This is a genomic window from Streptomyces sp. JLBT605, assembly GCF_058215555.1.
Genome location: NZ_CM177087.1, coordinates 6,377,775 through 6,403,550, shown reverse-complemented (window position 1 = coordinate 6,403,550; position 25,776 = coordinate 6,377,775). Strand labels below are relative to the sequence as shown.

Genomic DNA, 25,776 nt, shown 5'->3' with positions numbered 1-25,776 from the left:
TGCCACGGTATCGGGCCCTCCCCGCGGCCGCTCACCGGTCCGTGCCGGGCCGCGGGGACGCCCTCCCGGGCGGACGCCGCCGGTCAGGCGCCCAGCTGCGCCTCGATCGCGGCGACCAGCTCGGGCGCCTCCGGCTCGGTGCGCGGCCGGAAGCGAGCGATGACCTCGCCCTGTGGCGAGATCAGGAACTTCTCGAAGTTCCACTGCACGTCCCCGGCCGCCCCCTCGGCGTCCGGGATCTGCGTCAGCGCCGCGTACAGCGGGTGCCGCCGCTCCCCGTTGACCTCGGCCTTCTCCAGCAGGGGGAAGGTGACGCCGTAGGTGGCCGAGCAGAAGGTCCGGATCTCCTCGCCGGTGCCCGGCTCCTGGCCGGCGAACTGGTTGCAGGGGACGCCGAGCACCGTGAAGCCGCGCTCGGCGTACCGCTGCTGGAGCCGCTCCAGACCCTCGTACTGCGGGGTCAGCCCGCACTTGGACGCCACATTGACCACCAGCAGGGCCTTGTCCCGGAAGGCGGCCAGGTTGGTCGGCTCGCCGGACAGGGTGCGCAGCGGGATGTCGTACAGGCTCATCGAGGAAATCCCTTCGATCGGCGGAGAAAACGCCCCCAGTCAATCACCCTGGTCACTCGGCACGCGGATCCCCGGCCGGTAACATCATGTGTTCAGGGGTGCTCGTAGCGCGACGGCTACAGGGGGAATCGTGGCGAGTGATGAGGACACCGTCGCCGGCCGGCTGCTCATCGTGGAATACGAGCAGGTGAAAGAGGAGCAGCGGGCCCGGATAGGTTTCCGGGACAATCTGCTCTACGCCACGCTGGCGTCGATGGCGGCCATCATCACTTTCACCCTGCAGGACTCCGGTCACGTCGAATTCCTTCTGCTGCTGCCGCCGGCCTCGGTGCTGCTGGGCTGGACCTATCTGGTCAACGACGAGAAGATCTCGGCGATCGGCCGCTATGTCCGCGAGGAGCTGGATCCGCGGCTGGCCGATCTGGTTTCCGCTCCGGCGCGTGGCCGGGTCTTCGGCTGGGAGACCGCGCACCGCAGCGACCGGCGCCGGATCTCCCGCAAGCGTCTTCAGCTCGCGATGGATCTGCTCATCTTCTGTGTCGCGCCGGTCGCCGCGCTGGTCGTCTACTGGACTTCCGGACCGGTCAATCCGGCGCTGCTGACGGTGTCGCTGGCGGAATGCGGGCTGATCGGGGTCCTCGGCGTGCAGATCGCCGTCTATGCCGATCTGCACGGCCCGTGAAGCCCGGCGAATCCGCCGGCCGGGTCCGTCTGCCCGAATCCGCCGACCGGAAACCGGCGGTGGGCCGGCGCGCGGAATCCCGCGCCATGACGTCGACTCCGGGGCGTCGGTGACGCACCATGGACGGAGCCGACCGGCGCGCGAGAAGGGGGAGAGCGTGGGGTCCGGGATCAGCGATGCGCCGATCGCGCGAGCGGGTGCGGATGTCGTCATTCTCACCGCGCTGGAAGTCGAATACCGGGCGGTGCGCGCCCATCTGGATGCCGTGCGGACGCTGCCTCCGCAGCACGGTTCGCTCTTCGAGGTGGGCCGGTTCTCCGGCAGCGGACCGGAGTGGACCGTCGCCCTCCATATGACCGGCCCGGGAAACCCCGTCGCCGCGGCGCTCGTCGAGCGGGCCACGTCCCTCTTCGCGCCGCGGGTGGTGCTGTTCGTCGGGGTGGCGGGCGGACGCAAGGACGTCGCGCTCGGCGATGTGGTGGCGGCCGACGCGGTGTACGACTACGAGACGGGCAAGGACACCGAGCACGCCTTCCTGCCCCGTCAGCGCACCCATCACTCGGCCTATCCGCTGGTGCAGTCGGCCCGGCTGGTGGCCGCCGCGGACGAATGGCAGCGGCGGATCGATCCGGCGGGCGGTCCCGAGCGGCCGCGGGCGCATGTCAAGCCCATCGCCGCGGGCGGGCGGGTCGTCACCCACCAGCGCTCGCAGACCGGGCTGCGACTGGCGAGCATCGCCGGTGACGCCGTCGCCGTCGACATGGAGGGCTTCGGCTTCCTCGCCGGCGCCTACCTCGGCAGCCGGGCCGACGCCCTGGTGATCCGCGGCATATCCGACCTCCTCGACGACAAGGGAGAGTCGCATGACGAGCACTGGCAGCCCTTGGCCTCCCGGCACGCCGCCGCCTTCGCCTACGAGCTCATCAGCCGGCTTCCGGCCGCCGGGCCACCCCCCGGGCCGCCCCTTCCGGCGGCCGGCCGCCCGGCGCCGCGACGCAGGCTGACCATCCGCGAACTGGGCGCGCTGACCGACCTGTTGCTCAGCGTTCCGGGGCTGTCCACCCCCGCCCGCTGGCAGCAGCTGCTCGATGAGCTGCCCGCCGTGGGCACCGCGGTCAGCCGGCAGTCGGCGAGCCGCGCGGAGGCCCTGTCCCTGCTGCGTACCTGCGAGGACCACGGCGCGTGGAGCGAACTGGTGGAGGTGGTGGAGATCCTCGCGCCCGACGCACCGGCCACCGCCGAACTCACCAGACGGGTCGGCGAACTCGGTCTGCGGTGATGTGTCGGGTCAGATGCGCGGGGCATAACCATCTGTCCCGGGCCCCTCGCCGCACCGGCCGGGCCATGGCAGGGTCGTCGGGCGAGGGGGACCACCGGTTGCGGGGGCCGGTGGGACGGGCGCAGGGGGGTGGCACATGACGGAGGGGCTGGGACCGGTCCAGGAACTCCTCGCTGCCCTGCGGGAATTCCGCTGCCTGACGGATCCGGAGGGCCGCCCGGTCTTCCTCGATCTGGTGCGCATCCAGCTCGGCGCCCCGCTGCCGGTGCGGGACGGCCGGGTCACCGACTACTTCCTGCTCGATCTGGTGCAGGAGTGCCTGCGCGGCGAGGCGACCATGAGTGCCGTGCGGGAGGCGCTGTTCACCATCGTCGGCAGCCAGACCCTGATGGAGCCGCTCGACGCGGTCGTGCGGCGGCTGACCGCCCAGCCGGCCCTGCCCCCGCCGGCCACCGACCAGCTGCGGGCGCTGCTCACCGGGTTGCAGGTCAAGCGCCTGGGCCAGATCTGCCGCGAGTCGGTGGCCCGCTTCCAGGCCGCGCCGCTGGTCAGCGACGTGTGGCAGGCGTATCTGGAGCTCAGCCGGATGAACGCCGAGCCCGGCGAACTGCCTCCCGCGCTGGCCTTCGTGGAGCGGCTCGCAGCAGAGGCGCCGTACGACCAGGCCGGTGAGCTACGCGCGTGGGCGGACGAGCAGGCGGCGGCGCTGCAGCTCACCTCCAAGCTGCGCTCGCTGCGGCAGCGGGTGGTGCACAAGGCCCCCGGCGACCCCTTCGACGCCTATCTGGTGATCCGGCTGCTCCCGCAGGACGAGCCGGGCCGTTATCTGCTCACCTCCTGGCGGCAGTACGACCCGGACGAATGGCAGCCCGCGCTGGGGCCCAGCGAGTACGTCACCTCGGCCACGGCGGAGCGCGCGGTGCGGCGGCTGGTGCACGAGGCGGAGACGGAGTGGGCGAAGGACGCCCGGGACATCCACATGGAGTTCCTGCTGGGGCCGGACGAACTCAACTGGCCGGTGCAGCTGTGGCACCGGGACGTGGACAGCGATCTGCCGATGCCGCTGGGGATGGCGTATCCGGTGGTGGTCCGCAGTCTGGAGCGCAGCCGCAAGCAGCTGTGGCACCGCTGGTGGCACAGCCGGTGGCGGGTGATGGACAGCGAGCCCGACCGCTGCCGGGGCCTGGTCGTCGAGGGCACCGATCCGGACAGCGCGGTGAGCGCGGAACCGGCGGCCCTGCTGGCCCGGTTGCGGGCCGATCCCCGCGCGGTGGCACTGATCCTGAGCGTGCCGCCGGGCAGTACCGCGGAGGGCGGCCGTCAGGCTCGGGCGGCGTGGACCGCGGGCGTTCCGGTCGTCCTGTGGGACCGCCGCGACGCCAGAAGCCACGAGCTGGTCGAACAATTCGGACAACTACCTGCCGACGCCGCTGATTCTGTGGCACGGCTCCGTGAAGCCGTGACAAGCTTGAGGGTGGAAGCGCACACGGTGGACTCGGCAGCGCAGGAGCACCACCTGGGGCGCCATGTTGTGCTTGTCTGGGACGATCCGACCAGACCTGTGGAGGCGTACGAAAAGTTGGCGGGGCCGGACGAGGGGGGCAGCCGATGAGCGACGCGACTCCTGCACGGGCGAACAACGGCCGCGCCGGCGGCGATTCGGGCTCCACCAGCAGCGCGCCACCGGACGGGATCCCCCGCGCCTGGTGGATCTACCAGGGCACCGGGCGGCCGCTGCACGATGTCCGGCTGGAGGACATACTGCCGCCGCCACCGCCCTGGCGGACCTTCCACGGCGAGTCCGCCCGCATGGTGGACACCGGTTCCGGCCAGGAGGGCCCGGGCGCGGGCGAGTTACCCGGCGGTCCGTCACCGGGCCCGGAGGGTGAGCCGTCGACCGAGCCGCCGGCCCCGCCGGAGGACACCCAGGACGCCACCCGCCGACTGGGCGCCACGCCGCTGAGCACCCGCGCCGACACCGAGGAGGCGGACCGGGTGAACGCCGCCATCCTGCTCCGCCGGCCGCTGCTGGTGACCGGGCGTCCGGGTACGGGCAAGTCGACGCTGGCCTACCGGATCAGCAGGGAGCTGGGGCTGGGCCGCGTACTGCGCTGGCCGATCACCACCCGCACCACCCTGCGCGGCGGGCTCTACAGCTATGACGCGGTGGGCCGGGTGCACGCCGCGGCGGCCTCCCCGGCGCAAGAGCCCGACGGATCCGCCCCGGGCCCGGAGGACATCGGGGACTTCCTCCAGCTCGGCCCGCTGGGGACGGCGATGCTGCCGCACCGGCTGCCCCGGGTCCTGCTGATCGACGAGTTCGACAAGGGCGACATCGATCTCCCCAATGATCTGCTGGACATCTTCGAGGCCGGCGAGTTCTCCGTTCCGGAGCTGGTGCGCATCCGGCACCGCCGGCCGACCGTCGAGGTGCTGACCGACGATCCGGACCGCAGCACCGTCATCGCCGGCGGCCGGGTCCGCTGCCGGGCCTTTCCGATCGTCATCATCACCAGCAACGGCGAGCGGGAGTTCCCCCCGGCGTTCCTCCGCCGCTGTCTGGAGTTGCGGCTCCCCGACCCGGACGCCGACCGGCTCGCCGCGATCGTCGCCGCCCATCTGGGCGGCGCGGACGACCCGCGCGCGCAGGAGCTCATCCAGATGTTCGTGGAGCGCTCCCGGCACGAGGGCGGGCTGGCCGCCGATCAACTGCTGAACGCGGTCTATCTGGCCGCCTCCGACGCGTACAGTCCCGGGGCCGAGTGGGAGGAGCTACTGCACGCCGTCTGGCACCGGCTGGATGCAGCATCGACATGACTGAGGACCCCACGACACGGTCCGCCACGTCCCCCCGGGGGGATCTCGACTGGCAGCAGGTCGCCGACGCGTTATGGCTGGCGGCGTGCAGGGCCGGGACCGACCGCGGGGCCGTCCGGCCGCCCCCCGGGGCGGTCCAACCGCCGCCGGGCGGTGACGGGTCCGCGGGCCGGGAGCCGGAACCGGGCCCCGATCCGGACCCGGCCGACGGCCCCTCGCCGCCGCGCGCCGAGGACGGTCAGGCCGAGGTGACTATCTCCGCGCCCCGGCCGACCGAGCTGGTCCCGGCCACCGGCCCGGCGGACGAGTCCGCCACCACCACCGCGATCGTCACCGAGCCGGCGCCGATGCCCCGGTACCGCGGCGCCTCGGCGGCGACCTCGGAGCGCGCGCTGACCCGGGCGCTGCGGCCGTTCAAGCGCACCACGCCCTCGCCGGTCGAGGAGGAGATCGACGAGGAGGCGACCGCGGAGCGGGCCGCGCGGGAGAATCTGTGGCTGCCGGTCTGCGTTCCGGTGCGTGAGCGCTGGATGGACATGGTCCTGGTGGTGGACCGGGGCAGCTCCATGGTGCTGTGGCGGCGCACCGCCCGGCAACTGCGCACCGTACTGGAGCGGACCGGGGCCTTCCGTACGGTTCGGGTACAGCATCTCAGCAGCGACCAGCCGTGGGAGGCGGACCGGCCGGAGCGCGGTCCGCGCCGCCGGGCGGGCGGCCCGTCGCCGGTGGACGGCATCGGGCCCCGGGGCAAGCGGGCGGTCCTGGTGCTCACCGACGGCATCGGCACCGCCTGGGGGGACGAATCCGCCAAGCGCGCTGTCGGCTGGTGGGCGCGCCATGCCTCGGTCGCCATCCTCCATGTGCTCTCCCAGGGCCGCTGGCACAACACCGGGGTGTCCCCGGAGCGGGTCAGGGTCAAGGTGCCCGAGCCCGGCGCGCCGAACGCCTGCTGGGCGCGCGGCGACGGCGGGGGCTGGCCCGGCGGCGAACCCCCGGTCCCGGTCATGGAGTTCGACGCCCGCTGGATCCACCGCTGGGCCCAGCTGGCCACCCAGCCGGCGCCGCGGGGCCGGGACACCCTGGCGCTGCTGCCGGGCGTGCCGTCGGAAACATGGGATCCCGGGCCCGAACCCTCCGCGCAGGACCGGGTGTTCCGGTTCCGCGCCTCGGCCTCGCCCAGTGCCTTCCGGCTGGCCTCCCGGCTGGCGGCCGCCCCGCTGAACATCCCGGTGATGGAGTTCGTGCAGCACACGCTGCACGAGCCGGGTGCCACCCCGGGTGATCTGGCCGAGGTGCTGCTCGGCGGGTTGCTGCGCAAGGTGGGCAGCGACCCGATGGACGAGACGGATATCGGGTACGAGTTCCACGCCGGGGTGCGGGAGCTGCTGCTCTCCGCCGGGCTGCGGGACGAGTCGCTGTACATCCTGCGCAGTGTCCTGGACCGGCTGGGCCGGGGCTGGAAGCCGCTACACGTGCTCCGGGACTCGCTCAGCCGGCCCTCCGCCGCACAGGTTCGGGCCCTGCCGGAGGTGGAGGAGCGGCTGCTGCCCTACCTGCGGGTCCAGGAGAAGGTCTACGAGGCTCTCTCCGGCCCGTACCGCGAGGGGGCACGTACCCTGCGGGCGCGCGTGGCGGCCCATCAGCCGCTGGGCCGGTCGGAGGAAGCGCTCTTGACGGACCGTGACAAAAGCACCTCGAAGCGAGTTGAAGACTTCCCCAGCAGGGAAGATGAGGCGGTTGCCGTGGCTGAACCCAGCACTCCCCCGTCCGACCGGCTGTCCTATGCCGACGATTCACCATCCACGCCGGCGCACGGCACGCGGGTACCGGCTGGTGAGCACCCGAGAGGAAGTTTCGTGTCCGCGACCGCTGCCCGGTCCCTGCCCGCCGTGGAGGAGCGCCGCGCCGGTGAACCCCCGGCCATCTGGGGCAACGTCCCGCCCCGCAACAACAACTTCACCGGCCGGCAGCCGCTGCTGGACCTGCTGCACGAGCGGCTGAGCAGCGAGGGGACCGCCGCCGTGCTCCCGGAGGCCCTGCACGGTCTCGGCGGCGTGGGCAAGAGCCAGATCGCCCTGGAGTACGTGCACCAGCACGCGGCCGACTACGACGCGGTGTGGTGGATCGCGGCGGAGCGCGACGAGCAGATCCGCACCGCGCTGGTGGAGCTGGCGGACAGTCTGGGGTTGCAGGCGGGCCGGGAGTCCAACGTCGCCGTGCCCCGGGTGCTCAACGCGCTGCGCACCGGTCGGCCGGTCAAGGACTGGCTGCTGGTCTTCGACAACGCGGAGGACCTGGAGACGGTCCGCCAGTACTTCCCGGCCGGTGGGCCCGGCCGCATCCTGGTCACCTCGCGTAACGCCCAGTGGTCCCGGGCGGCGCGCACGGTCGAGGTGGACGTCTTCGAGCGCGAGGAGAGCATCGAGCTGCTGCGCCGGCGGGGGCCGGAGCTGCCGCCGGAGCAGGCCGACCGGGTGGCCCAGACGCTGGGCGACCTGCCGCTGGCGATCGAGCAGGCGGCCGCCTGGCTGACCGAGACCGGCATGCCGGTGGACGAGTACCTCCAGGTCTTCGAGGACGAGCGGGCGGATGTCAGCACACGCCGCAGCGAACTGCTCGCCTCCGGCGTCCCGGTCGACTACCCCGAGCCGGTCGCCGCCGCGTGGAACATGTCGCTGCGCCGGCTGGCCGAGCACCACCCGGGGGCGCTGCAGCTGCTGCGGGTGTGTTCCTTCTTCGCACCCGAGCCGATCTCCCGGCGGCTGTTCTCCAACGTCCGCGGCATCTCCCTCTCCCCGGAGCTCTCCGCGGTGCTCCAGGATCCGATCAAGCTCGGGCACGCCATCCGGGAGATCGGCCGCTACGCGCTGATCAAGATCAACCACCGGAGCAACACCATCGAGATGCACCGTCTGGTGCAGGCGGTGCTGATCGGCCAGATGTCGGCGCAGCAGAAGGCGGACATGCGGCACAGCGCGCATCTGCTGCTGGCGCACGGCGATCCCAACGAGGTCACCGTCCCGAACTGGCCGCGCTATGCCGATCTGCTGTCGCATGTGCGGGCGTCCCGGGCGATGGACTGCGACGACAAGTGGGTGCGACAGACGGTCCGCAACGTCGTCCGCTTCCTGTTCCTGTGGGGGGACCACGAGGGGACGCTGGAGTTCGGCGGGCAGGTCATGGACCGCTGGCGGGAGATGCTGGGCGAGGACAGCCTGGAGACGCTGGCCGTCTCCCGTACGGTGGCGAACGCCATGACGGTCAAGGGCGACTACCCCCGGGCGCAGGCGCTCAACGCGCACATCCTGCAGGTGCTGCGCGACTCGGTGGGCGAGGATCACGAGGACACCATCTCGGCCTTCGCGGCGGTGGCCAACGACGCCCGGCTGCAGGGCGACTATCCGCGCTCGGTCGACCTGGAGCACGACCGCTGGGTGCGGTCGTTGCGGGTCTTCGGCGACGAGGACCCGTACACCCTGGGCGCCATCAACGACTACGCGCTCTCGCTGCGTTCGGTCGGGGACTTCGCCAGGGCGCGGGAGCTGACGGAGAACGCCCGGGACGAGGCGGCCGTGATCCTCGGTGAGACCTCGCTGACCAGGTTCCTGCTGGACACCAACCTGTCGGTGGACGTGCGCGAGGCGGGCGACTATCTGGGGGCGCGTGCCATGCAGGAGCGCACCTACGCCATGATCCAGCGGCACGTCCCGCAGAACGCCCCGCTGGTCGCCACCGCCATGCGCACCCTGAGTGTGGCGCGCCGCAAGGCCGGGGACTACGAGGCCGCCCTGGAGATGAGCCGGGAGGTCCTGGACCGGTACCGGCTGCGGTACGCGGGGCACAACCTCTACATCGCGATGTCCTCGCTGAACTTCTCGATGGCCCTGCGGCAGACCGGGGATCTCAGTGCCGCCCGCGAGGTGGGCCAGGAGAGCCTGGACCATCTGCGGACGCTGCTCGGCCCCCGGCACCCGGCCACGCTCAGCGCGGCCGGGGACCTGGCCGTGACGCTGCGGCTGCTGGGCGAGACGGAGGCCGCGCTGGCCCTCGACAAGGAGACACTGCCGGTCTTCGTGGAGCTGCTGGGCGCCGACCACCCCTCGTCCCTGGGGTGTGCCGTCAACCTCGCCAGCGACCACTACACGCTGGCGGATTACGAGGAGGCGCACCAGCTCGACACCCAGACGCTGCGGCGCTGCCGGGAGCGGCTGGGCGCGGAGCACCCGACCACGCTGCTGTGCGCGGTGAACCTGGCCGCGGATCTGCGGGCGCTGGGCGAGCGGCAGGCGGCGGAGGAGGCGCAGGGCGCGGCGCTGGAGACCTTGCGCCGGGTGCTGACGGCGAATCACCCGATGGCGGTCGCGGCGGCTCGTGGCATCCGCGCGGACATCGACCTGGACGTCTATTCGTTCTGAGGACGCTCAGGTCATGAGGGCGGCGCCGGCCCAGTGGGCGAGTGCGACGGGGTCGGGGCCGCGGCTGCCCGTCTCGCGCAGCGCGCGGTGCAGGGCGAGGACCACCTCGGGGCGGCGGCGCATGATGGTGCCGGCGGCGCCGTCCGGGAGGGTCAGGGCGAGCCCGGCCCAGGCGGTGGTGGAGTCCGGGTGGCGGGCGAGGTGGGCGCGGTAGCCGCGCAGTGCGGCGGCGGGGTCGTGGTGGGCCCAGTCCCGGTCGGCTCGGGCCAGCAGGTCGCCGCGGTGGGCGACCCCATCGCGCGGTGCGGCCGATCCGGCGGGGTCGGTGATCCGCTGCCGGGCGAGCGCGGGGCGTGCGGTGACGGCGTATCGGTCCGCGTGCACCGTGGCGCGGGGCAGGGTGTCCGGGGCGTGGCGGCCCTGGCGCCAGGTGCGCGCCCACCGGTCCAGCTCCGCGGGATCGGGCCGCAGGTGGTGCAGCCGGTGGAGCACCCGGTGGTCGGCGCACAGCTCGTCCGCGGTGCGGCCGAGGGTGGCCGGGACCGGCTCGGCGAGCCAGTGGTCTAGCCGGTCGGCGACTCCGTCGAGGAAGCGGCGGCCCCACCGGGTCAGGTCGGCGTGCCGGCGCAGGGTGGCGATGCCCTGGGCGGTCTGGGCGCGGCGCAGCGCGAATTCGAAGGTGGCGGCCTGCCGGCCGCGCTCCTCGGCGGCGCGGTGGATGCGGGAGTGCCAGAAACCGGTCACGCCGAGGAAGGCGTACACCCCCTGGAGGATGCCGCGCAGCGGCCGGGGGTCGGCCCGCCAGGGCGCGTAGTGGATCTCTTCGAGGCCGCCGGTGATCAGCGGTACGAGGTCCAGCAGCGCGCTGAGTTTGATGTGCTGCGCCTCGTGGACGAGGGAGGCGGCGAAGGTCTCCGGATCGGCCGGGGGGCTCACCAGGGCGCAGCCGAAGGAGGCGGGTGAGGAGGCGCTGAAGGGTTCGGAGATGTTCGGGTAGCGGACCGGGACGATGGAGGTGAGGCAGGCCGCCAGGCCTCCGGGGTCGATATGGGTCTGCTCCGCGATGAGCGCCCAGGCCCGGGCGAAGTCCCGCTGCCAGCGCCCGGCTTCCGCTCCGCTCAGCCGCTCGGGTGCGGTGAAGCGCCGCAGGAAGTCCCGGTAGGGGTCGAGGTCGTCCAAGAAGGGGGCCGGTGCGCGGTCGGCGCGGTCGGCGCGTTCGGTGTGCAGTCGCCGCAGGGCGGCCCAGCCCGGGGCGTCCCGGGTGAGGTCGGCGGGGAGGCGCACGCCGTACCGCCCGGCACGGACCGTGCACCGTCCGGCGGGATCCCGACTGACCTCGGCGGTCGGCGGCGCGTCGGCCCCGAGGTGGGCCAGGCCGAGGGCGGGCAGCATGACGCCGCCCTCGCGTACCGGGACGGTGATACGGAAGTCGAGGCCGGCCAGCAGGGCGGCGGCGGCGACCGCCGCGTGGAGATGGCCGACCTCCAGCCACAGCTCCCCGGCGGCCGGTCCGCGGCCCCGGAGCCGGCGCAGGCAGGTGTCACGCCAGGTGCCGAACTGCGGGTGCAGCAGCAGGCGGTCGACGGCGGGGGCGCAGCGCCGCTCGGCCCGCAGGAGCAGCTCCCAGGCCGCGCGGGGGTCGGGCAGCGGTCCGGGCAGCTGCGGATGGTCCGCGGTGAGGTCGATCAGGGCCCGCAGCAGCAGCATGGAACGGCTGCGCTGACCGGCCGTCAGGGCGGCGAGGGCGGTGGGTCCGCCGCTGCCCTGGGCCAGGTCGGCGAAGTCGGCGGTGGTGATGCGGTGGTGGGCCGGGCCGGGGGCCGGGGGGATGTGGCGACTTCCGGCCGGTATCACCCGGGTGTTCCCGGGTGGAGTTGCTCCCGCTCGACGAACCGGGGGCATCCCTCGCCCTGCTGTGCGGCGTTGGCGATCGTCGGCGGTGACTCGACGGCGTCCATCAGCCGCTGGATCGCGAAGTGGAACGTCCGCCCGTGGTCGAGGTCCCGGAGCGTCGATGTCGAGAGGTCCACGAGCTCCGTCTCGATCTCTCGCGCCGCTCGCTCCATGGCATCGTCCCCCTCGTGATCCTGCATCCCGGGTCGGGTGAGGCGACTTCCATAGTGGCCCAGCCCGGAATGATTGCGAAAGGGTGAACACGGCCAGTTGACGTGCGGCTCCGGCCGGATTGCCGGATGGTCGGCGCGGTGAGAAATGAGTGGCAATTCCTTATCGGTGGAGGAGATCTCGGCACCAATTCGAGGAGCATGCCCCGTATTATCGATTTTCCGCCACTTTGACCGGGGCTGTGGGGCGCGCGGGGCGGCGGGAGGAGCGCTGTCGCCCTCCGTCCCGCCGCCCCGGGGGCCGGTGCCGCCGACCGGCCCCCCGTTCAGTGCGAGTGCGTCATTCCACCTCCGTCCGCCTCGGCGTGGTCATGAGCGGCTCCGGCCTCGATGGTGCCGCCGAGCTTGTCGCGCAGCGCGGCGAGGGTCCCGGGGGCCTGCGCGGTGACGATCCAGCGCTCGCCGACGAGATAGGTGCCGCCGTAACTCCGGGCCTCGGTGAGCCAGGCGCGCTGTCCCCGGTCGGCCGAGAAGGTGACCATGCGGAATTCTCCGCGCGCGGTTCTGCACGCCGCCTGGCGGAGTTCCGTGGCGTCGACGGTGATATCCGCGGTGCAGCCGATGGCGGTGGCGATGTCGCGCACCGACCGCTGCTGGGGAGGAGGGGACGCGCCGGGTTTCTCTCCCGCGCAGCCGCCGACCGCGCAGATGGTCAGCAGGGTGAATACCGCGGCGGTGCGGCGGCGGCCCGGTCGTGCGACGGTCATCGTCATTCCCCGGCGGTTCCGGCTTTCTTTCCGTTTTCGGTGACGGCCCACCACACGCCCTGCTTGGCCTGGCCGTTGGTGTCTCCCGGCTTCTTGTCGCCGGTGAAGGTGTAGACCGGCCAGCAGTCGATCGTGAGCTGCTTGCTGCCGTCCGGCCGGGTGACCGTGCCGACCAGTTTGGCCGAGACCCCCTTCACCTTTGACTTGTCGACGGGCTCGGCGGGCTTCCAGGTGTCCAGGCAGGCGTCGAGGCAGCCGAATTTCATCGGCCAGGCGCTGTCCTTGTCGAAGCGGTAGAGGGTCATCCACTCGCCGTTGACGATGATGCTGCCCAGCTCGGCGTCGTCGGTGGTGGACAGCTCCGCGGCCTGCTTCCCGGCGGGGGTGCCTGCCGCGTCCTGGTCCGGCGCGGCAGGCGCCTCGGCTCCGTCGTCGCCGGCTCCCTTGCCGTAACCGCCGGAGCCGCCCTTGTCCTTGTCCGCCCCTTCCTCGCCCGAACCGTAATCGCCGGACCCGTAATCCCCGGAGCCGTAGTCCCCCGAAGCGTCATCGCCCGCGCCGTAATCGCCGGAGCTGTAGCCGCCCTTTTCGGCGGCGACGCCGGCCGGCTTGACCTTGCTGGTTCCCTGGGATTCGGAGTCCTCACCGCCGCAGGCCGCGGTGAGCATGATGACCGCGACGGTCGCTCCGGCGAATACCGCGTGACGCTTGTTCCTCATGACCTCTCCAATTCTCCGGTGACGCAGGAAACTGCTTCGCCGGTTACGGGAAGTGCTGCTCCGTCGGTTGCGAAGGTGGTGCTGCTCCCGGGTACGAGCCCGGGAGCGTTCGGCGTTCACCGGCGCCGAGAATTTGTCACTCGGCGACAATTCCGCCGCGCGGAAGGCAGGATGCGTGCCTGGTGGACCAGGCTCATTCCTGGATGCGGAGCGCCAGGGCGGGGCAGCGGCGCACCGCGCGCAGCGCCCGGGGGCGGAGCCGGCGGGGCAGCGGCATGGTGGCCCGCGCCGGATAGCCGTCGGCGTCCAGCTGGATCACCCCGGGGATGATGTCGGCGCACAGGCCGTGGCCCCGGCACAGCGTCCAGTCCACGACCAGCTGTTCCTCGGGGCCGGGCGCGGCCGGGGCGGCGGCGCCCGGCCCGGTGGCCGCGCCGACCGGCACCGGAACCGGCAGGGCGCCGACCACCGGCCGGCCGCAGCCGCCGCGATAGGCGTGTGCTTCGAACTCCTCCGGGAAGGCGGCGAGTGCCGAGGCCACGAAGTGCGAGGTACCGTCCGGGTGGCTGCACGCGCCTCTGCCGACGACCCCGCGCACGCGTGCGTGCACCGCCTCGAAAGCCCTGCGTCCGCCGCCGTTGACCAGGTCCGCGAGGGCTTCGGCGAGCGCCGGCAGGCCCAGGAAGCAGGGCCCGCACTGGCCCGCCGACTCGGCGGCCAGCCAGCCGGTCACCCGGAGCGCCTCACCGGCCGGGCAGGTGTTCTCCGGCAGCGGCAGCACGGCTCCGGCGCCGAGCACCGCGTCGAAGGTGGCCAGCGAGGCCCGGGAGACCTCGGCCACCTGGGCCGCCCGGGGCCCCAGCCAGCGGCCGTGGTAGCCGCCGACCAGCACCCCCTGGCCTGGCCCGGTGCCGCACAGTTCGAGGACGTAGGCCAGGGGCACGCCGGTCGGCGTCTCCACGACCTGGCTGCCGGCGACGGTGAGCAGGACGGTGCCGGGCTCACCGGGCAGGCCCGTCTCCCGGTACGGCAGGGCGCCCAGCCGTGCGGCGACGGCGAGCTGCGCGTAGGTCTCGGTGTTGGACAGCAGGGTCGGCAGGCCCGCCAGACCGCTCTGGCTGGTCCGCACCCGGCGGCCGGAGGGCAGCGCCGGGCCGTGCTGCAGGCCGCTGATGAGGGCGGTGCCCTCTCCGGTGACGAAGCGTTCGGGCAGCCGGGTGACGCTCATCCGGCAGTCGGTGGGGCCGCGCTGGGCGATGGCCCGGCGTACCGAGTCCTCGACGTCCGGCCGGGTCACTCCGACCGCCACCTCGTCGGCGGCGAGTGCCTCGGCGGCCAACTGGGCGCCGTCCAGCACCAGGTGCGGGGTGTGCAGCAGCAGCGCGGTGTCCTTCAGGCAAGCGGGTTCCCCTTCGCTGCCGTTGACCACGACGGCGGTCCGGCCGTCCTTGCCGCGGGCGGCGGTGGCGGTGGCCCGCAGCTTCCGGGCGAACGGGAAGCCCGCGCCGCCCCGGCCGCGCAGGTCGATGTTCTCGGCGAGCGCCACGAGTTCCTCGGAGCGGATCTCGGGCAGCGCCCCGTGCACGGTCAGATGGCCGACCCGGTCCAGCCACCCGGCCTGGTCCAGGCCCGCCAGCAGCCGGGGCTCCCCGACGCAGGCCAGCCGGGGCCCATCGCCGGTCATGGCCGGAACCCGCGCCCGCTGACCGGCCGCGGCTCGGCTCCACCCGCGCGTGCCGCCACCGGATCCCGCCGGGCCGCGGAGGGCACCCGGTGGGTCTTGGCGGCGTCGCGACGCCTGGCGGCGCCGCGCTGGAGGAGCACCGCGGCGACCCCCGCGAGGCAGAGCAGATAGGAGGCGGTCACCCAAGCGCTGGCGGCCCGGCCCGCCTTGAGGCCGTGGATCAGAGCCGCGCACCACGCCGGGTAGGCGCCGAGGTGCACCGCCCGCCACCACTGGGAGCGGCCCTTGGCGGCGAAGGAGCTGCGGGCCGCTCCGGCGATGGCGACCGCGAGGAAGACGTACCCGGCGAGGGTGCCCAGGCCGATCAGCAGGGGGTCGTCGGGGTCGGTGAACGGCACGGCCGCGGCGGTGGCGCCGGTTTCGCTCTTCGCGACCTTCACCCAGATGTGCAGGGCGAGGAAGCCCAGGCCGCCGACGGCGGTGCAGCGGTGCACCGCCTGGGCGATCAGCCGATGCCCGGAGTGCAGCAGCAGTCTGTCGGTGGCGACCAGCCCCCACAGCACCGTGGAGGTGAGGGAGACGAGCGCCAGGACGCCCGCCCCCCAGTCCAGGAACTCCCAGACGTGGGTGAACGCCCCCGCGTCGGCCGCCACCGCCAGGGCGAGGACCGCGGCCGCGCCTGCCAGGCGGAGCGCGCGCCCCCGGGGGAAGACGGCGTCGAGGGGCAGCACCGGCGGACGGCCCGCCGTCCGCGGCCCGCCGACCGGCGGCGGGCCGGCGTGCCGGCCGCGGCGGCTGCTGTGGTGCGGTCGGTGCGGTCGCGGCCGCGTCCAGCTGCGGGCCCGCGCCCGTCCCCGCCGCGGGGGCGGAGGCGGCGACTGATCCACCGAAAGCGGCTGCGTTTGCGACTGCGACTGCGTTGGGGAAAGGGTCATCAAAGCCTTCCGAACGCGCGGGGACCGAGCACTCCCAATCGTCCTCGGAGCCCAGGTCGGGGGGGTTGGCGGCGGCGTCGAGCGGCGCCCGCCGGGGCTTCGGAGTATCTCGACTCTTCCCGAAAGCTTCACAAGCTTTATCGCGGTGTGACAAATTCTTGGGCACACCCGGGCACCGCACCGCGGGGCTGCGGAGGATGCCCATCCGGGTGGTTCGGTGACGACCTGGAACGCCCCCGAGTGGAAGGTGTCCCGATGCGCGCAATCTCCGGTTTGCGACCTCTGGCCGGCCCTCGCCGCGCGGCCGGAGCAAGATCCGGCGGCCCGCACCGACCGCACTGGTAAGCGCCCAAGGGCGCGGGAGGCCCCTCAGCTCCTGATTACCGGGCAGGTGTAGCCCCGGAAGAACGAGGTAAAGATGTGCGAACTTCTCAATCGAATGTGGTCGCGCCCGAAAAGCGAGTGGGATTGCGTTCTGCGAAGTGAGATCCCCACTTTCGCCGAGGCGCTGGCCGAAGCGCTTCGACGGAGTGAACCCGGCTTTGCCGCTTTTCTACAGGAAATAACCCAGGAAGAGATGCGGGAGGGGGTGGAGCAGGCGCTGCTGGCCGCTCTGGGCTACGCCGCGCCGCCGGGTCTGGTCCGGTCCGCCGCCGCGCCCGTGTCCACCTCCGTACCGCGGCCACGCGGCCAGGCGGCCGACGCCGCGCCGCGCTCCGGCGTACTGCCGCTCGACCGTGCCCGCCAGGCCCTCTTCGACGCCCTGATGGGTGACCCGGTGGGCGCCGAAGAGTCGCTGCCCGAGCTGGCCAGGTCCGCCAAGTGGCCACTGCCGGACACCGTCCAGGCCGTGGTGCTGGCGGCGCCGGGCGAGGTGCCGCGGCTCTCCCCCGCGGGCCTCGGCGACCTGCTCGCCGGCCTGATCGACAACCGGCCGTGCCTGCTGGTCCCGGATCCGGACCCGGACCCGGCGGCTCGCGCCGCCCTGGAGACGGTGCTGCGCGGCCGCACCGCCGCGGTCGGCCATGCCGTGCCGCTCTACGACGCGGTCTCCTCGCTGCGCTGGGCGCGACGGCTGCTGGCCCTGACCCCGGCGGGCGGCGGGCCGGAATCCCGGGTGTCCTTCGTGGACGACCACCTCTCCACCCTGCTGCTGCTTCAGGACGAGTCGCTGGCCCGGGCACTGGCCGCGCGCTGGCTGCGTCCGCTGGCGAGCCTGACACCACGTCAGAGCGAGCGGCTGGAGGAGACCCTGCTGGCCTGGCTGGAGGGCGGGGGTGCGCCGGAGGCGGCCAAGGCACTGCATGTGCACCCGCAGACCGTGCGCTACCGGCTGCGGCAGATCGAGAAGCTCTTCGGGCCGGGACTGCGGGATCCGCGGACCCGGTTCGAGCTGGAGCTGGCGCTGCGCAGCCGACGGCTGATGGCGCAGGTGCGGCGTCACCGCTCTCGGGTGACGCGCAAGGCGCGGGGCATGGCCGGCGGGATGGCCGCCGGCCGGCTGACCCTGGGCGTCGCCCGGGAGGCCCGGGTCAACGGGCTGTGAGCGCGCGGCGGACCGCGCGCTCCGAAAGAGAGCAGGGGGTGTCCGGTGGGTCGCCGTGGCGACGCCCGGAGACCCACCAGACACCCCCTCGGCGGCCCCGGCGCTCGCGAGGAGCGCCGGGGCCGCTGTCGTGCCACCGGTACCGCCTGCGTCAGCCGCAGTTCCGGCCGCTGTTGATGCACCGCACCGCTCGCGCCATCAGCTCGTCCTGCATCACGTTGATGAAGTCACCGTGGTCGGTCACCGGCTTGTGCAGCTGCTCGGGGAAGCTGTCCACCGCGAACGGCCGGCCGGGCGGCACGTCGTAGACGATCCGCTGGACGAGCCGGGGGATCGCGGTGAAGCCGCCGGGGCAGAAGCCGCGGTCGTCGGCGAAGGCGACATGGGTGCGGTGGTTGGCGCTGTCGATGTTCCGGCCGTCCCAGCAGCTCTGGAACTCGAAGAAGCGCACCACCTGGCTGCCCTCCGGGCAGATGGGGTACTTCTCCTCCAGCCGCCGGTTCTCGAAGCCCGTGCAGCTCCAGGAGGCGTTGGCGTTGGCCGTGCCGTTGGTGAACGCCTTGGCGTCGCCGGTGATGATGCGCAGGAAGCGCGGCATCGCGGTGACCGGGCCGACCGGGCTGCCCTTGAAGTCGATGGTCACCTCCGATGGGGTGAGGATCCGGCCGACGTTGCCGTCCTGGCCACCGCCCGGCGCGCCGGCGTCCGGGCCCTGTCCGCCGTCGCGCAGCCGCAGCACCGGCCAGTAGTACGTGGACTGGTCCTGGTTGGAGCAGGTGGTGCCGGAGGCGGCCAGGCTGTCGTTGGTGGAGAAGGCGTCCGTGGAGTTGTTGCCGACGTAGTCGTGCATATGGTGGGCGCCGTTGCTCACGCCGGGAGCGACGATCACGTTGTCCGGGTTGAAGTGGCCGTTCTCGTTCCGGCCGCACTCCGAACGGAAGCTGCCGGTGGACGCGCCGCGCCGGGCCTGGGGCTCGCCGGGGCCGGGCCGGACGGTGGTGATGTCGACGAAGTCCTCGCGCGACGGCCCGCCGCCGGCGTTCCCGCCCGGGGCCGGCCCGGAGCCCTGGACCGGGGCCACCGACGGCCCCTGGTGCGCTCCGTCCACCTCGCCGCGGGGCGAGCCGGCCCACTGGAGCCTGCAACGGTTCATCGCCCGCAGCTCGGTGGCCTGCCGTGAGCCCGCACCGGTGGCCCGTACGATCCGGCCGATCGTCGCCGAGCGCTGGGAGGCGAGCGCGGCGAGCACCTCGGTGCCGCTGCCGCCGCCGGAGACCAGCCGCCGGTACGCCTGGGCCACCTGGGCGTCCAGCCGGGCGAGGTCGGCGCCCACGGCGGCACGGGCGTTGCGCGGCACCTGGCGCAGCCGGTCGCCGACATCGGGGCAGTCGATGGTGCGGGCCGCCTGCTGCCGTGACGAGCCGCCGTCCGGTCGGGAGTCGGAGCCGGAGCTGCCCGCGGAGGCGTTGGCCGCGATGACGGCGACGCCACCGCCGCCGAGGGCCAGCACGGCGGCCAGCGCCACCAGGGGATGGGCGATGCGTGCGCGTTGATGGGTGCGTTCTCGCATGGGATCACTTCGCTTCGTCATCGGTCACGGCGTCGAAGTCCACGAATCCGGTGTCTTCGAGGACCGTGATGTGGTCGAGGACCACGGAGTTGGCCCGGGTGGCCAGCGCCCGGACCATGGAGTTGCGGCTGTTCGCGCGGATGCGCGCGACCAGGGCGAACACCTTGCCGTGCGCCTTGCGCAGCAGGTTGGCGAAGAGCCGGTCGTACTCCTGGCCCCGGGCGTTCTCCAGCTGGGCGAGCCAGCCCTGCTGCTCCTCCGTGGGCTGATTGGCCAGGTCGACGCCGACCTCCCGGCCGACCTGGATGACCATCCGGTCCAGCTCGGTGTGGCCCTCGACCAGGTGCTCGCCGGCGGTCCGCACCGCCTCGGTGGTGCCGCGCTGCTGGGCCTGGCGGCCGGCGGGCAGCTCCCACAGTCCGGCGAGCCGCACCTTGCGGACGAATTCCCGGTCCAGTGGGGTGAGCGGCCCGTACTGCGTGCTCATCACGCCGCGCCCGTCGTCCTGGTCCGCCGAGCCGGTGGCCGCGGCGGCGTCGCTGCGGCCGAACAGCCCGACGGGGACGAGCAGGGCCACGAGTGTCGCCGCGAGTGCCCCGACCACCAGGCCGGTGGCCATGGTGTAGCGGGACGCGGCGGATCGGCTCGAGATCCGCCGCCAGACGCCCGGTCGCATGGATGGCACCCTCCCTTTCGCCTGCCGGATGAGATGCGAAGGGACGCTAGTGCCGGGCGGGGGCGCGCGATTGAGGGTTTGTCAGTCGTGAGCAAAGAACGATCGCGGGCCCGAACCCCTGCTACTTTGGCCGGTCACCGCTCACCTCGGCCGGTGGCACGTCGGCCGGATCCGTCCGCCGGTCGCACGCCGGCCGGGGCCATCCGCCGGTGGCGCGTGCAGCCGGGCCATCGGCCGGCGTCGCCTCGGCCGGTCACCGCCGTCACCGCGCTCGCCGCGTCGGCCGCGCTAGCCGTGCGAGCCGTCGCGGTGCTCGCCGTCCGGCGGGGCGACGAACTCCGACCACACGCACTTCCCGCTGCCCCGCGACTCCACCCCCCACAGGTCGGCCAGCTGGTCGACGAGGAGCAGGCCGCGGCCGGAGACCGCCGACTCCCCCGGCTCCCGGCGCCGGGGAAGGCTGCTGGAGGTGTCCTCCACGTCGATCCGCAGCCGCCGCTCCGCGCCGGTCAGCATGCGTACCGTCACCACCGCCCCGCCGTCGGTGTGCAGCAGCGCGTTGGTCATCAGCTCGTCGGCGACCAGCTCGATGTCATCAGCCCGCTCACCGGTCCCCCAGGCCCGCAGCGCGGCGCGGATCATGTGCCGGGCCGAGGAGAGGGCCTCCGGGTCGCCCTGGGTCACGTGCTGCTGGAGCCGTCCGCCGGAGGGCGCCGTCTCTCCCCCGCGGCGGCGGATCAGCAGCAGCGCCACATCGTCCCCGCCGCCGCGCTCCTCGCCCACCGAGCACAGCCGGTCGGCGAGCTGCTGGAGGTCCTGCGGGCCTTCGCACAGGGCTCGGGAGAGGTGCCGCATGCCGTCGTCGAGGTCGGCTCCGGGCCGCTCCACGAGCCCGTCGGTGCACATCAGCAAGGTCTCGCCGGGGCCCATCTCCACGGTGGTCACCGGGTATTCGAGCCGGTGGAACTCGGCCGACAGGCCCAGCGGCAGGCCGCCGCGGACCGGCAGCCGCCGGCAGGTGCCGTCGGTGTGCCGCAGCAGCGGGTCGATGTGGCCGGCGCGCACCATGTGGACCCCACCGCCGGCCAGGTCGACCTCGGCGTAGGTGCAGGTGGCGAAGCGGTCGGTGTCCAGCTCGTGGAGGAACACCGAGGCCCGCGCCATCACGGTGGCCGGCGGGTGGCCTTCCGCCGCGTAGGCGCGCAGCACGATGCGCAGCTGTCCCATGACGGCCGCGGCGTGGGTGTCATGGCCCTGGACGTCACCGACGGCCACCCCGACCCGGCCGCCGGGCAGCGGGATCACGTCGTACCAGTCGCCGCCGATGTCCCGGCCCAGGCGTGCCGAGCGGTAGCGGACGGCGATGTGCGCGCCGGGCACGGCGGGGATGTGGCGGGGCAGCATGGCCTGCTGGAGCCCCTCGGCCAGGTCGTGCTCCTGTTCGAAGAGCATGGCGCGCTGGAGTCCCTGGGCGATGCTGGTGCCGAGAGTGATGATGAGGTTGCGGTCCTCGGTGCTGAAGCCCTCCTTGTCGCTGTAGAGCAGGCCGAGCGCGCCGATCGGCCGGCCCTGGGCGATCAGCGGCAGATAGGCGGCGGAGGAGACGTCGAGGGGTTCGATGTAGGGCCACAGCACCGGATAGCTGGCCGCGAATTCCTCCCGGGAGACGATGAAGCGGGGCTGGAGGGTGCGCACCACGTCGCTCATCGGGAACTGGTCGTCGATGCCGGTGTACTCGAACTCCGGGACGTTGCTGCCGATCTGCCCCTCGGCGACGATGTGGATGCGCCCGCCCTCCACCAGCCCCAGGATGACGCTGACCAGCCCGAGGTGGCCCAGCGCTCGGGCGTCCTCCAGGACGTCGATGACGTCGGAGACGGTCCGGGCGTGCGCCAGGATGGCGGTGACCCGTTCCACGACGCTGGTCTGGCGCAGCCGCTCCTCGGCCAGGTCCTCGCGCTCGGCGCGGTCACCGAGCTCGTGGGTGGCCTCCCGGAAGATGCCGATGATCCGGTGCGGGCGCCCGGTGGCGTCGCGCTGGATGGTGCCCTGGGTATGGGCCCAGGAATCCGTCCCGTCCGCGCGCCGGACGCGGATGTAGGTGCTGTAGCGGCCGCTGTCGCCCTTGAGCGCCTGCGAGACCTGGGCGTCCAGGCGGGCGACCTCCGCGGCGGGGAGGAAGCGCCCGAGCGAGCTGGGCCGCCCGTCGTACGCCTCCGGGCTCACGCCGAGCACCTTCAGGCCCGAGGGGTCCACATGCATCAGGCCGCTGTCGAGGTCCCAGTCGAAGCAGCCCATGCGGTTCAGGGCCAGGCTGAGTTCCGGGCGGGCAGGCCAGTCGTCCGGCACCGACGCGGCGGCCGACGTCGCTCCCCGATCAGCCATGGATCCACTCTGACATCATTTGCCCGTTTTTTCGACGCGACGGTGGCGGTCGGCATGGCGCCGGGGAGCCCCGTCCGGCCCGGCCCGGACGGTCACACGCCGCACACCACCGCCTCCCCCTCAGCCGCCCCCCTTGAGTCACTCCTTCACGGCTCCGCCGAGCATGCCCTCGATGAAACGGCGCTGCAGGACGAGGTAGACGATGACCACCGGCAGGGCGATGAGCACCGAGGCGGCGGCCAGCAGCGCGGCGTCCGAGCTGTGCTGACCTTGGAAGAAGGCGAGCCCGAGCGGGACCGTGCGGTGCGCCTCGTCGCTCACCATCACCAGTGCCAGCAGGAACTCGTTCCACGTCCACATGAAGGTGATGACGACCATGGTGGAGATGGCCGGACGGCCCATCGGCACCAGGATGCGCCACAGCGTCGTCCAGCTGCCCGCCCCGTCCATCCGCGCGGCCTCGATCACCGAGCGGGCGCTGCCGCGGAAGTAGGTCCGCATCCAGAACACGCCGAAGGCGAGCGACTGCGCGGTCTGCGGCCAGATCAGCGCCCAGGGGGTGTCGGTGAGCCCGGCGTGCCGCAGATCGAAGTAGAGCGGGACGATCAGGGCCTCCTGCGGCAGGGCCAGGCCGATCACGAAGAGGTGGAACAGCGCCGTCGAACCGGGGAACCGCATCACCCCGAAGGCGTACGCCGCCGGGACCGCCAGCAGCGTGGTGACGGCGACCACGGCCGATGCGACGAGCAGTGAATTGCCCAGGTAGCTGCCGAAGTGGCCGCGTCTGAAGGCATCGGCGAAGTTTCCCCAGTGCGGGCCGTCCTCGGGCAGCTGGAATCCGGTGTCCAGGGAGTTCTGCGGGCTCAGGGCGGTGGACAGGATGCCGATGACCGGGGTGAGCGAGAGGACGGCGAAGAGGGCCAGGATGCCGTAGGTGGCAGCGCGTTCCCGGCGGCCGGTCATGGCCGCCGGCCTTCGACGAGCCGGGAGACGGTGACGCTCAGCGCGGAGATCAGCACGGTGAGTGCCACCCCGATGGCGGCGGCGGAGCCGACCTGGTTGGTCTCGAAGGCGCGGCGGTAGACCTCGTAGGCCGGGACCGAGGTGCTGTCACCGGGACCGCCGCGGGTGGTGATGTAGATCAGGTCGAAGTTGCGCAGTCCGGCCACGATGGTGAGGGTGAGCGCCACCGCGATCTGCCGGCGCAGGCCGGGCAGGGTGACGGCGAAGAACTCACGGGCCGGACCCGCGCCGTCCAGCCGCACCGCCTCGTACAGCTCGCGCGGGATGGCTTGCGCACCGGCGAGGAAGAGCACCATGCACAGCCCGGTGCCGACCCAGGTGCCGATGATGCCGGCGGCGGGCAGCGCCCAGTCGTAGTCTCCGAGCCAGGGCCGGGCCAGGGAGCCGAGTCCGACCGCCCGCAGGGTGTCGTTGAGCAGCCCGTCCGGGGCGAGGATGGAGCGCCAGGCGACGCCGACCACGACGAGCGCCAGCACCTGCGGCAGGAACAGCACGGTGCGGAAGAAGGTCATGCCGCGCACCCGGGCGCGGGAGAGCACGGCGGCGAGCAGCAGGCCGATGGCGACCGGCAGCGCGGAGTAGAAGACCAGGAGCAGCAGTGCGTGACCGAAGGGGGCGCGCAGCCCGGGGTCGGTGACCAGGTCCTGGTAGTTGTCGAATCCGGCCCAGCGGGCCCGGGTGAGGCCGTCCCAGTGCAGGAAGGACAGCCAGACGGACTGGCCGAAGGGGTAGAGGAGGAAGACCGCGTACACCGCGAGGGCGGGGAGGATGTAGAGGTAGCCGATGGCGCGCGGCTCGCCCGGGGCCCGGCGGCGGTGGGCGGGGCGACCCTGTCTCCCCTGCGTGAGGCGACCCTGTCTCCCCTGCGTGAGGCGGCCTTGTCTCCCCTGCGTGAGGCAGCCCTGCCTCCCCTCCCTCTGGTGGCCCTGTCTCCCCTTCATGAGGTGCCCGCCGGGGCCGACCCGGTGGACCGCTGTTTCCTCAGGTACCTCCCGTAGTCCCGTTGCAGGGCGGCGGCGAAGCGGTCCGGGGAGAGCCGGTGGGCGATGACGCCCTGGAGGCTCTCGGAGAGGGTGTCGTAGAAGGTCGGCGTGGCGTAGTCCAGGTAGGGGACGAGTCCGTCCGCGGCCGACAGCCGCCGCCAGCCGGCGAGCATCTGCCCGTCCACGCTGCCCGGCGCGACCCGGGCCGCGGCCTTCCCGGGCACCGCGGGCAGCACCCCGTGCCGGGTCATGGTGTCCGCGGCGTGCTCGTCGGTGAGGAAGTCCAGGTAGGCGGCGGCCACTTCGGGGTGCCGGGAGCGGGAGGTGATGGACCAGGCCAGGCCCTGGCCGCCGGTGGTGACCGGGGCGCCGCCGCGGGTGGCCGGGGGCGGCGGTAGAAAGCCGAGCCGGTCCCCCATGGCCTTCTTCAGCTCGGCCAGCTGCCAGGTTCCGGTGAGGAGGTAGCCGCCGTCGCCGGAAGCGAACTTCTTGGCCGCGTCGTCGTATCCCAGGCCGTTGGCGTCGTCCGGCAGGTAGCCGCGCCGGACCCAGTCGGCGAGGGTCGCGGCGGCCTCCTTGGTCTCGGCGGTGTCGAAGCCCGCGCCGCGGCCCAGGACCGTGTCGCGGGCCGCCGCGGCGCCGAGCCGGCCGTGGATGACTCCGAAGGTGTGGATGGCCGGGTATTTGTCGAGGTTGCCGAACTGGATGGGCAGCTCGTCCGCGCGCTTCAGCCGGGCCAGGCCGCGGAGGAAGTCGTCCCAGGTGGCGGGCGGTCGCACACCGGCCTCGGCCAGCACGTCCTTGTTGTAGAACAGGCCGATGTACTCGCCGGTCTGGGAGATGCCGTAGAGGCGGCCGGTGCCGAAGCGCCGGCCGTCCGCGGAGACCCGGTTGAGGTTGAGCAGAGTGGCCGGGTAGCGGGTGTTCCAGGCGTAGATGCCGGCGTAGTTGTCGAGCGGGGCGAGCAGCCCGGCCTGGACGAACGCCACCATGTCGGGGTAGCCCTGGTTGGCCTGGACGACATCGGGCGGGTTGGTACCCGAGATGGCGAGTTTGAGGGTGGTCTTGAGGTCGGTGAAGCTGCGGGCCACCCGGTGGATGCGGACATTGGGGTAGCGGTCCTGGAACTCGCGGTTCAGCTGTTCCAGTTCGTCGTTCTGACCGCCGCGGATCTCCTGGTCCCAGACCGTCAGGGTGACCGGACCTGCCTTGGCCGGGTCGGGGATGCCGGTGGCGGTCCCGGTGCCGGGGCCGGTTGCGCCGGAGCCGTCGGTGCCCGGCACGCAGGCCGCCGCGAGCAGCGCCAGCCCGGTCAGTAACCCCACCGGCAGGGCGGTCCTGCCTCTTCCCCTCCCCCGGCCGGCCCGGCCGGTCCTTCCGCGCCGTCCCATCGCTTCTCCCCCCTCCGGCCCGGGCCCGTGACCGGCGGCGGAAATGCCGCGCCGCGGCCATCCCGGAACACGTCGTGTCCGTCGTACCGTCACACCGTCAGCTCTGCCTCGCGCCGACACCCTGCACCCGGGATCAGCTCTTCGCAAGAGGTCGATCAAGCTCGCGCGGGCTCGTTCGGCTGGAGTACGTTGCGGCACGGCACGAGAGGCACGCCACGCCACGGGACGCCGCGACGCGTCCACGGCGGCGCGGTGGCCGCCCGCGCGCG

General features: G+C 73.1%; 19 protein-coding genes. 6 read left to right on the top strand and 13 right to left on the bottom strand.

Translation table 11 applies throughout. The features are described from left to right. Nucleotides 1–83: 83 nt before the first annotated feature. On the bottom strand, nucleotides 84–572 hold the full coding sequence (locus tag AC4BDD_RS27760; RefSeq protein WP_490688201.1) for a glutathione peroxidase: 489 nt from the start codon (nucleotides 570–572) through the stop codon (nucleotides 84–86). Between the two features lie 130 nt (nucleotides 573–702). Here AC4BDD_RS27760 and AC4BDD_RS27755 point away from each other — a divergent pair, with 130 nt between their 5' ends. From AC4BDD_RS27755 to fxsT, 5 genes are all read left to right on the top strand, one after another. Next, nucleotides 703–1,254: a hypothetical protein gene (locus AC4BDD_RS27755; protein ID WP_490688200.1), complete on the top strand. Its 552-nt coding sequence runs from the start codon at nucleotides 703–705 to the stop codon at nucleotides 1,252–1,254. Between the two features lie 157 nt (nucleotides 1,255–1,411). Further along, on the top strand, nucleotides 1,412–2,533 hold the full coding sequence (locus AC4BDD_RS27750) for a phosphorylase family protein (protein ID WP_490688199.1): 1,122 nt from the start codon (nucleotides 1,412–1,414) through the stop codon (nucleotides 2,531–2,533). A gap of 136 nt (nucleotides 2,534–2,669) precedes the next feature. Beyond that, complete coding sequence (locus tag AC4BDD_RS27745) at nucleotides 2,670–4,145, top strand: VMAP-C domain-containing protein (RefSeq protein ID WP_490688198.1); 1,476 nt, start codon at nucleotides 2,670–2,672, stop codon at nucleotides 4,143–4,145. After that, the gene (locus tag AC4BDD_RS27740) at nucleotides 4,142–5,350 is read left to right on the top strand and encodes an AAA family ATPase (RefSeq protein ID WP_490688197.1); all 1,209 of its coding nucleotides are present in this window, start codon (nucleotides 4,142–4,144) and stop codon (nucleotides 5,348–5,350) included. The genes AC4BDD_RS27745 and AC4BDD_RS27740 overlap by 4 nt, the downstream gene beginning before the upstream one ends. Then, on the top strand, nucleotides 5,347–9,765 hold the full coding sequence (gene fxsT / locus AC4BDD_RS27735) for an FxSxx-COOH system tetratricopeptide repeat protein (protein ID WP_490688196.1): 4,419 nt from the start codon (nucleotides 5,347–5,349) through the stop codon (nucleotides 9,763–9,765). The genes AC4BDD_RS27740 and fxsT overlap by 4 nt, the downstream gene beginning before the upstream one ends. A gap of 6 nt (nucleotides 9,766–9,771) precedes the next feature. Here the strand turns inward: fxsT and AC4BDD_RS27730 are convergent, their stop codons facing one another. From AC4BDD_RS27730 to AC4BDD_RS27705, 6 genes are all read right to left on the bottom strand, one after another. Beyond that, nucleotides 9,772–11,619 carry an HEXXH motif domain-containing protein gene (locus tag AC4BDD_RS27730; RefSeq protein WP_490688195.1) on the bottom strand — a complete coding sequence of 616 codons (1,848 nt, stop codon included), beginning with the start codon at nucleotides 11,617–11,619 and terminating at the stop codon, nucleotides 9,772–9,774. Next, entirely contained in the window at nucleotides 11,616–11,858 is a 243-nt protein-coding gene (locus AC4BDD_RS27725; protein WP_490688194.1) for a hypothetical protein, read from the bottom strand. Before AC4BDD_RS27725 ends, AC4BDD_RS27730 begins: the two co-directional genes overlap by 4 nt. 296 nt (nucleotides 11,859–12,154) lie before the next feature. After that, nucleotides 12,155–12,595, bottom strand: a complete 441-nt coding sequence (locus AC4BDD_RS27720) for a hypothetical protein (protein WP_490688193.1) — start codon at nucleotides 12,593–12,595, stop codon at nucleotides 12,155–12,157. Between the two features lie 2 nt (nucleotides 12,596–12,597). Beyond that, nucleotides 12,598–13,314, bottom strand: coding sequence for a hypothetical protein (locus tag AC4BDD_RS27715; RefSeq protein ID WP_490688192.1), 717 nt, complete (start codon nucleotides 13,312–13,314; stop codon nucleotides 12,598–12,600). Between the two features lie 193 nt (nucleotides 13,315–13,507). After that, entirely contained in the window at nucleotides 13,508–14,998 is a 1,491-nt protein-coding gene (locus tag AC4BDD_RS27710; protein WP_490688191.1) for an NADH-ubiquinone oxidoreductase-F iron-sulfur binding region domain-containing protein, read from the bottom strand. Then, nucleotides 14,995–15,729, bottom strand: coding sequence for a hypothetical protein (locus AC4BDD_RS27705; protein ID WP_490688190.1), 735 nt, complete (start codon nucleotides 15,727–15,729; stop codon nucleotides 14,995–14,997). Before AC4BDD_RS27705 ends, AC4BDD_RS27710 begins: the two co-directional genes overlap by 4 nt. A 781-nt stretch (nucleotides 15,730–16,510) precedes the next feature. On the opposite strand from AC4BDD_RS27705, the gene AC4BDD_RS27700 reads away from it, so the two are divergent. After that, nucleotides 16,511–17,479 (top strand): PucR family transcriptional regulator, encoded by a 969-nt coding sequence (locus AC4BDD_RS27700; protein WP_490688189.1) that lies wholly within the window; start codon nucleotides 16,511–16,513, stop codon nucleotides 17,477–17,479. A gap of 151 nt (nucleotides 17,480–17,630) precedes the next feature. Here the strand turns inward: AC4BDD_RS27700 and AC4BDD_RS27695 are convergent, their stop codons facing one another. From AC4BDD_RS27695 to AC4BDD_RS27670, 6 genes are all read right to left on the bottom strand, one after another. After that, nucleotides 17,631–19,049 (bottom strand): DUF1996 domain-containing protein, encoded by a 1,419-nt coding sequence (locus tag AC4BDD_RS27695; RefSeq protein ID WP_490688188.1) that lies wholly within the window; start codon nucleotides 19,047–19,049, stop codon nucleotides 17,631–17,633. 4 nt (nucleotides 19,050–19,053) lie between these two features. Continuing rightward, a complete protein-coding gene (locus AC4BDD_RS27690; RefSeq protein ID WP_490688187.1) occupies nucleotides 19,054–19,725 on the bottom strand; it encodes a DUF4142 domain-containing protein in 672 nt (223 codons plus the stop codon). A gap of 288 nt (nucleotides 19,726–20,013) precedes the next feature. After that, on the bottom strand, nucleotides 20,014–22,110 hold the full coding sequence (locus AC4BDD_RS27685; RefSeq protein ID WP_490688186.1) for a SpoIIE family protein phosphatase: 2,097 nt from the start codon (nucleotides 22,108–22,110) through the stop codon (nucleotides 20,014–20,016). A gap of 138 nt (nucleotides 22,111–22,248) precedes the next feature. After that, nucleotides 22,249–23,073: a carbohydrate ABC transporter permease gene (locus AC4BDD_RS27680; RefSeq protein ID WP_490688185.1), complete on the bottom strand. Its 825-nt coding sequence runs from the start codon at nucleotides 23,071–23,073 to the stop codon at nucleotides 22,249–22,251. Then, nucleotides 23,070–23,918, bottom strand: a complete 849-nt coding sequence (locus tag AC4BDD_RS27675; protein ID WP_490691958.1) for a carbohydrate ABC transporter permease — start codon at nucleotides 23,916–23,918, stop codon at nucleotides 23,070–23,072. Before AC4BDD_RS27675 ends, AC4BDD_RS27680 begins: the two co-directional genes overlap by 4 nt. 152 nt (nucleotides 23,919–24,070) lie before the next feature. Beyond that, entirely contained in the window at nucleotides 24,071–25,447 is a 1,377-nt protein-coding gene (locus AC4BDD_RS27670; RefSeq protein WP_490691957.1) for an ABC transporter substrate-binding protein, read from the bottom strand. Nucleotides 25,448–25,776 lie beyond the last annotated feature (329 nt).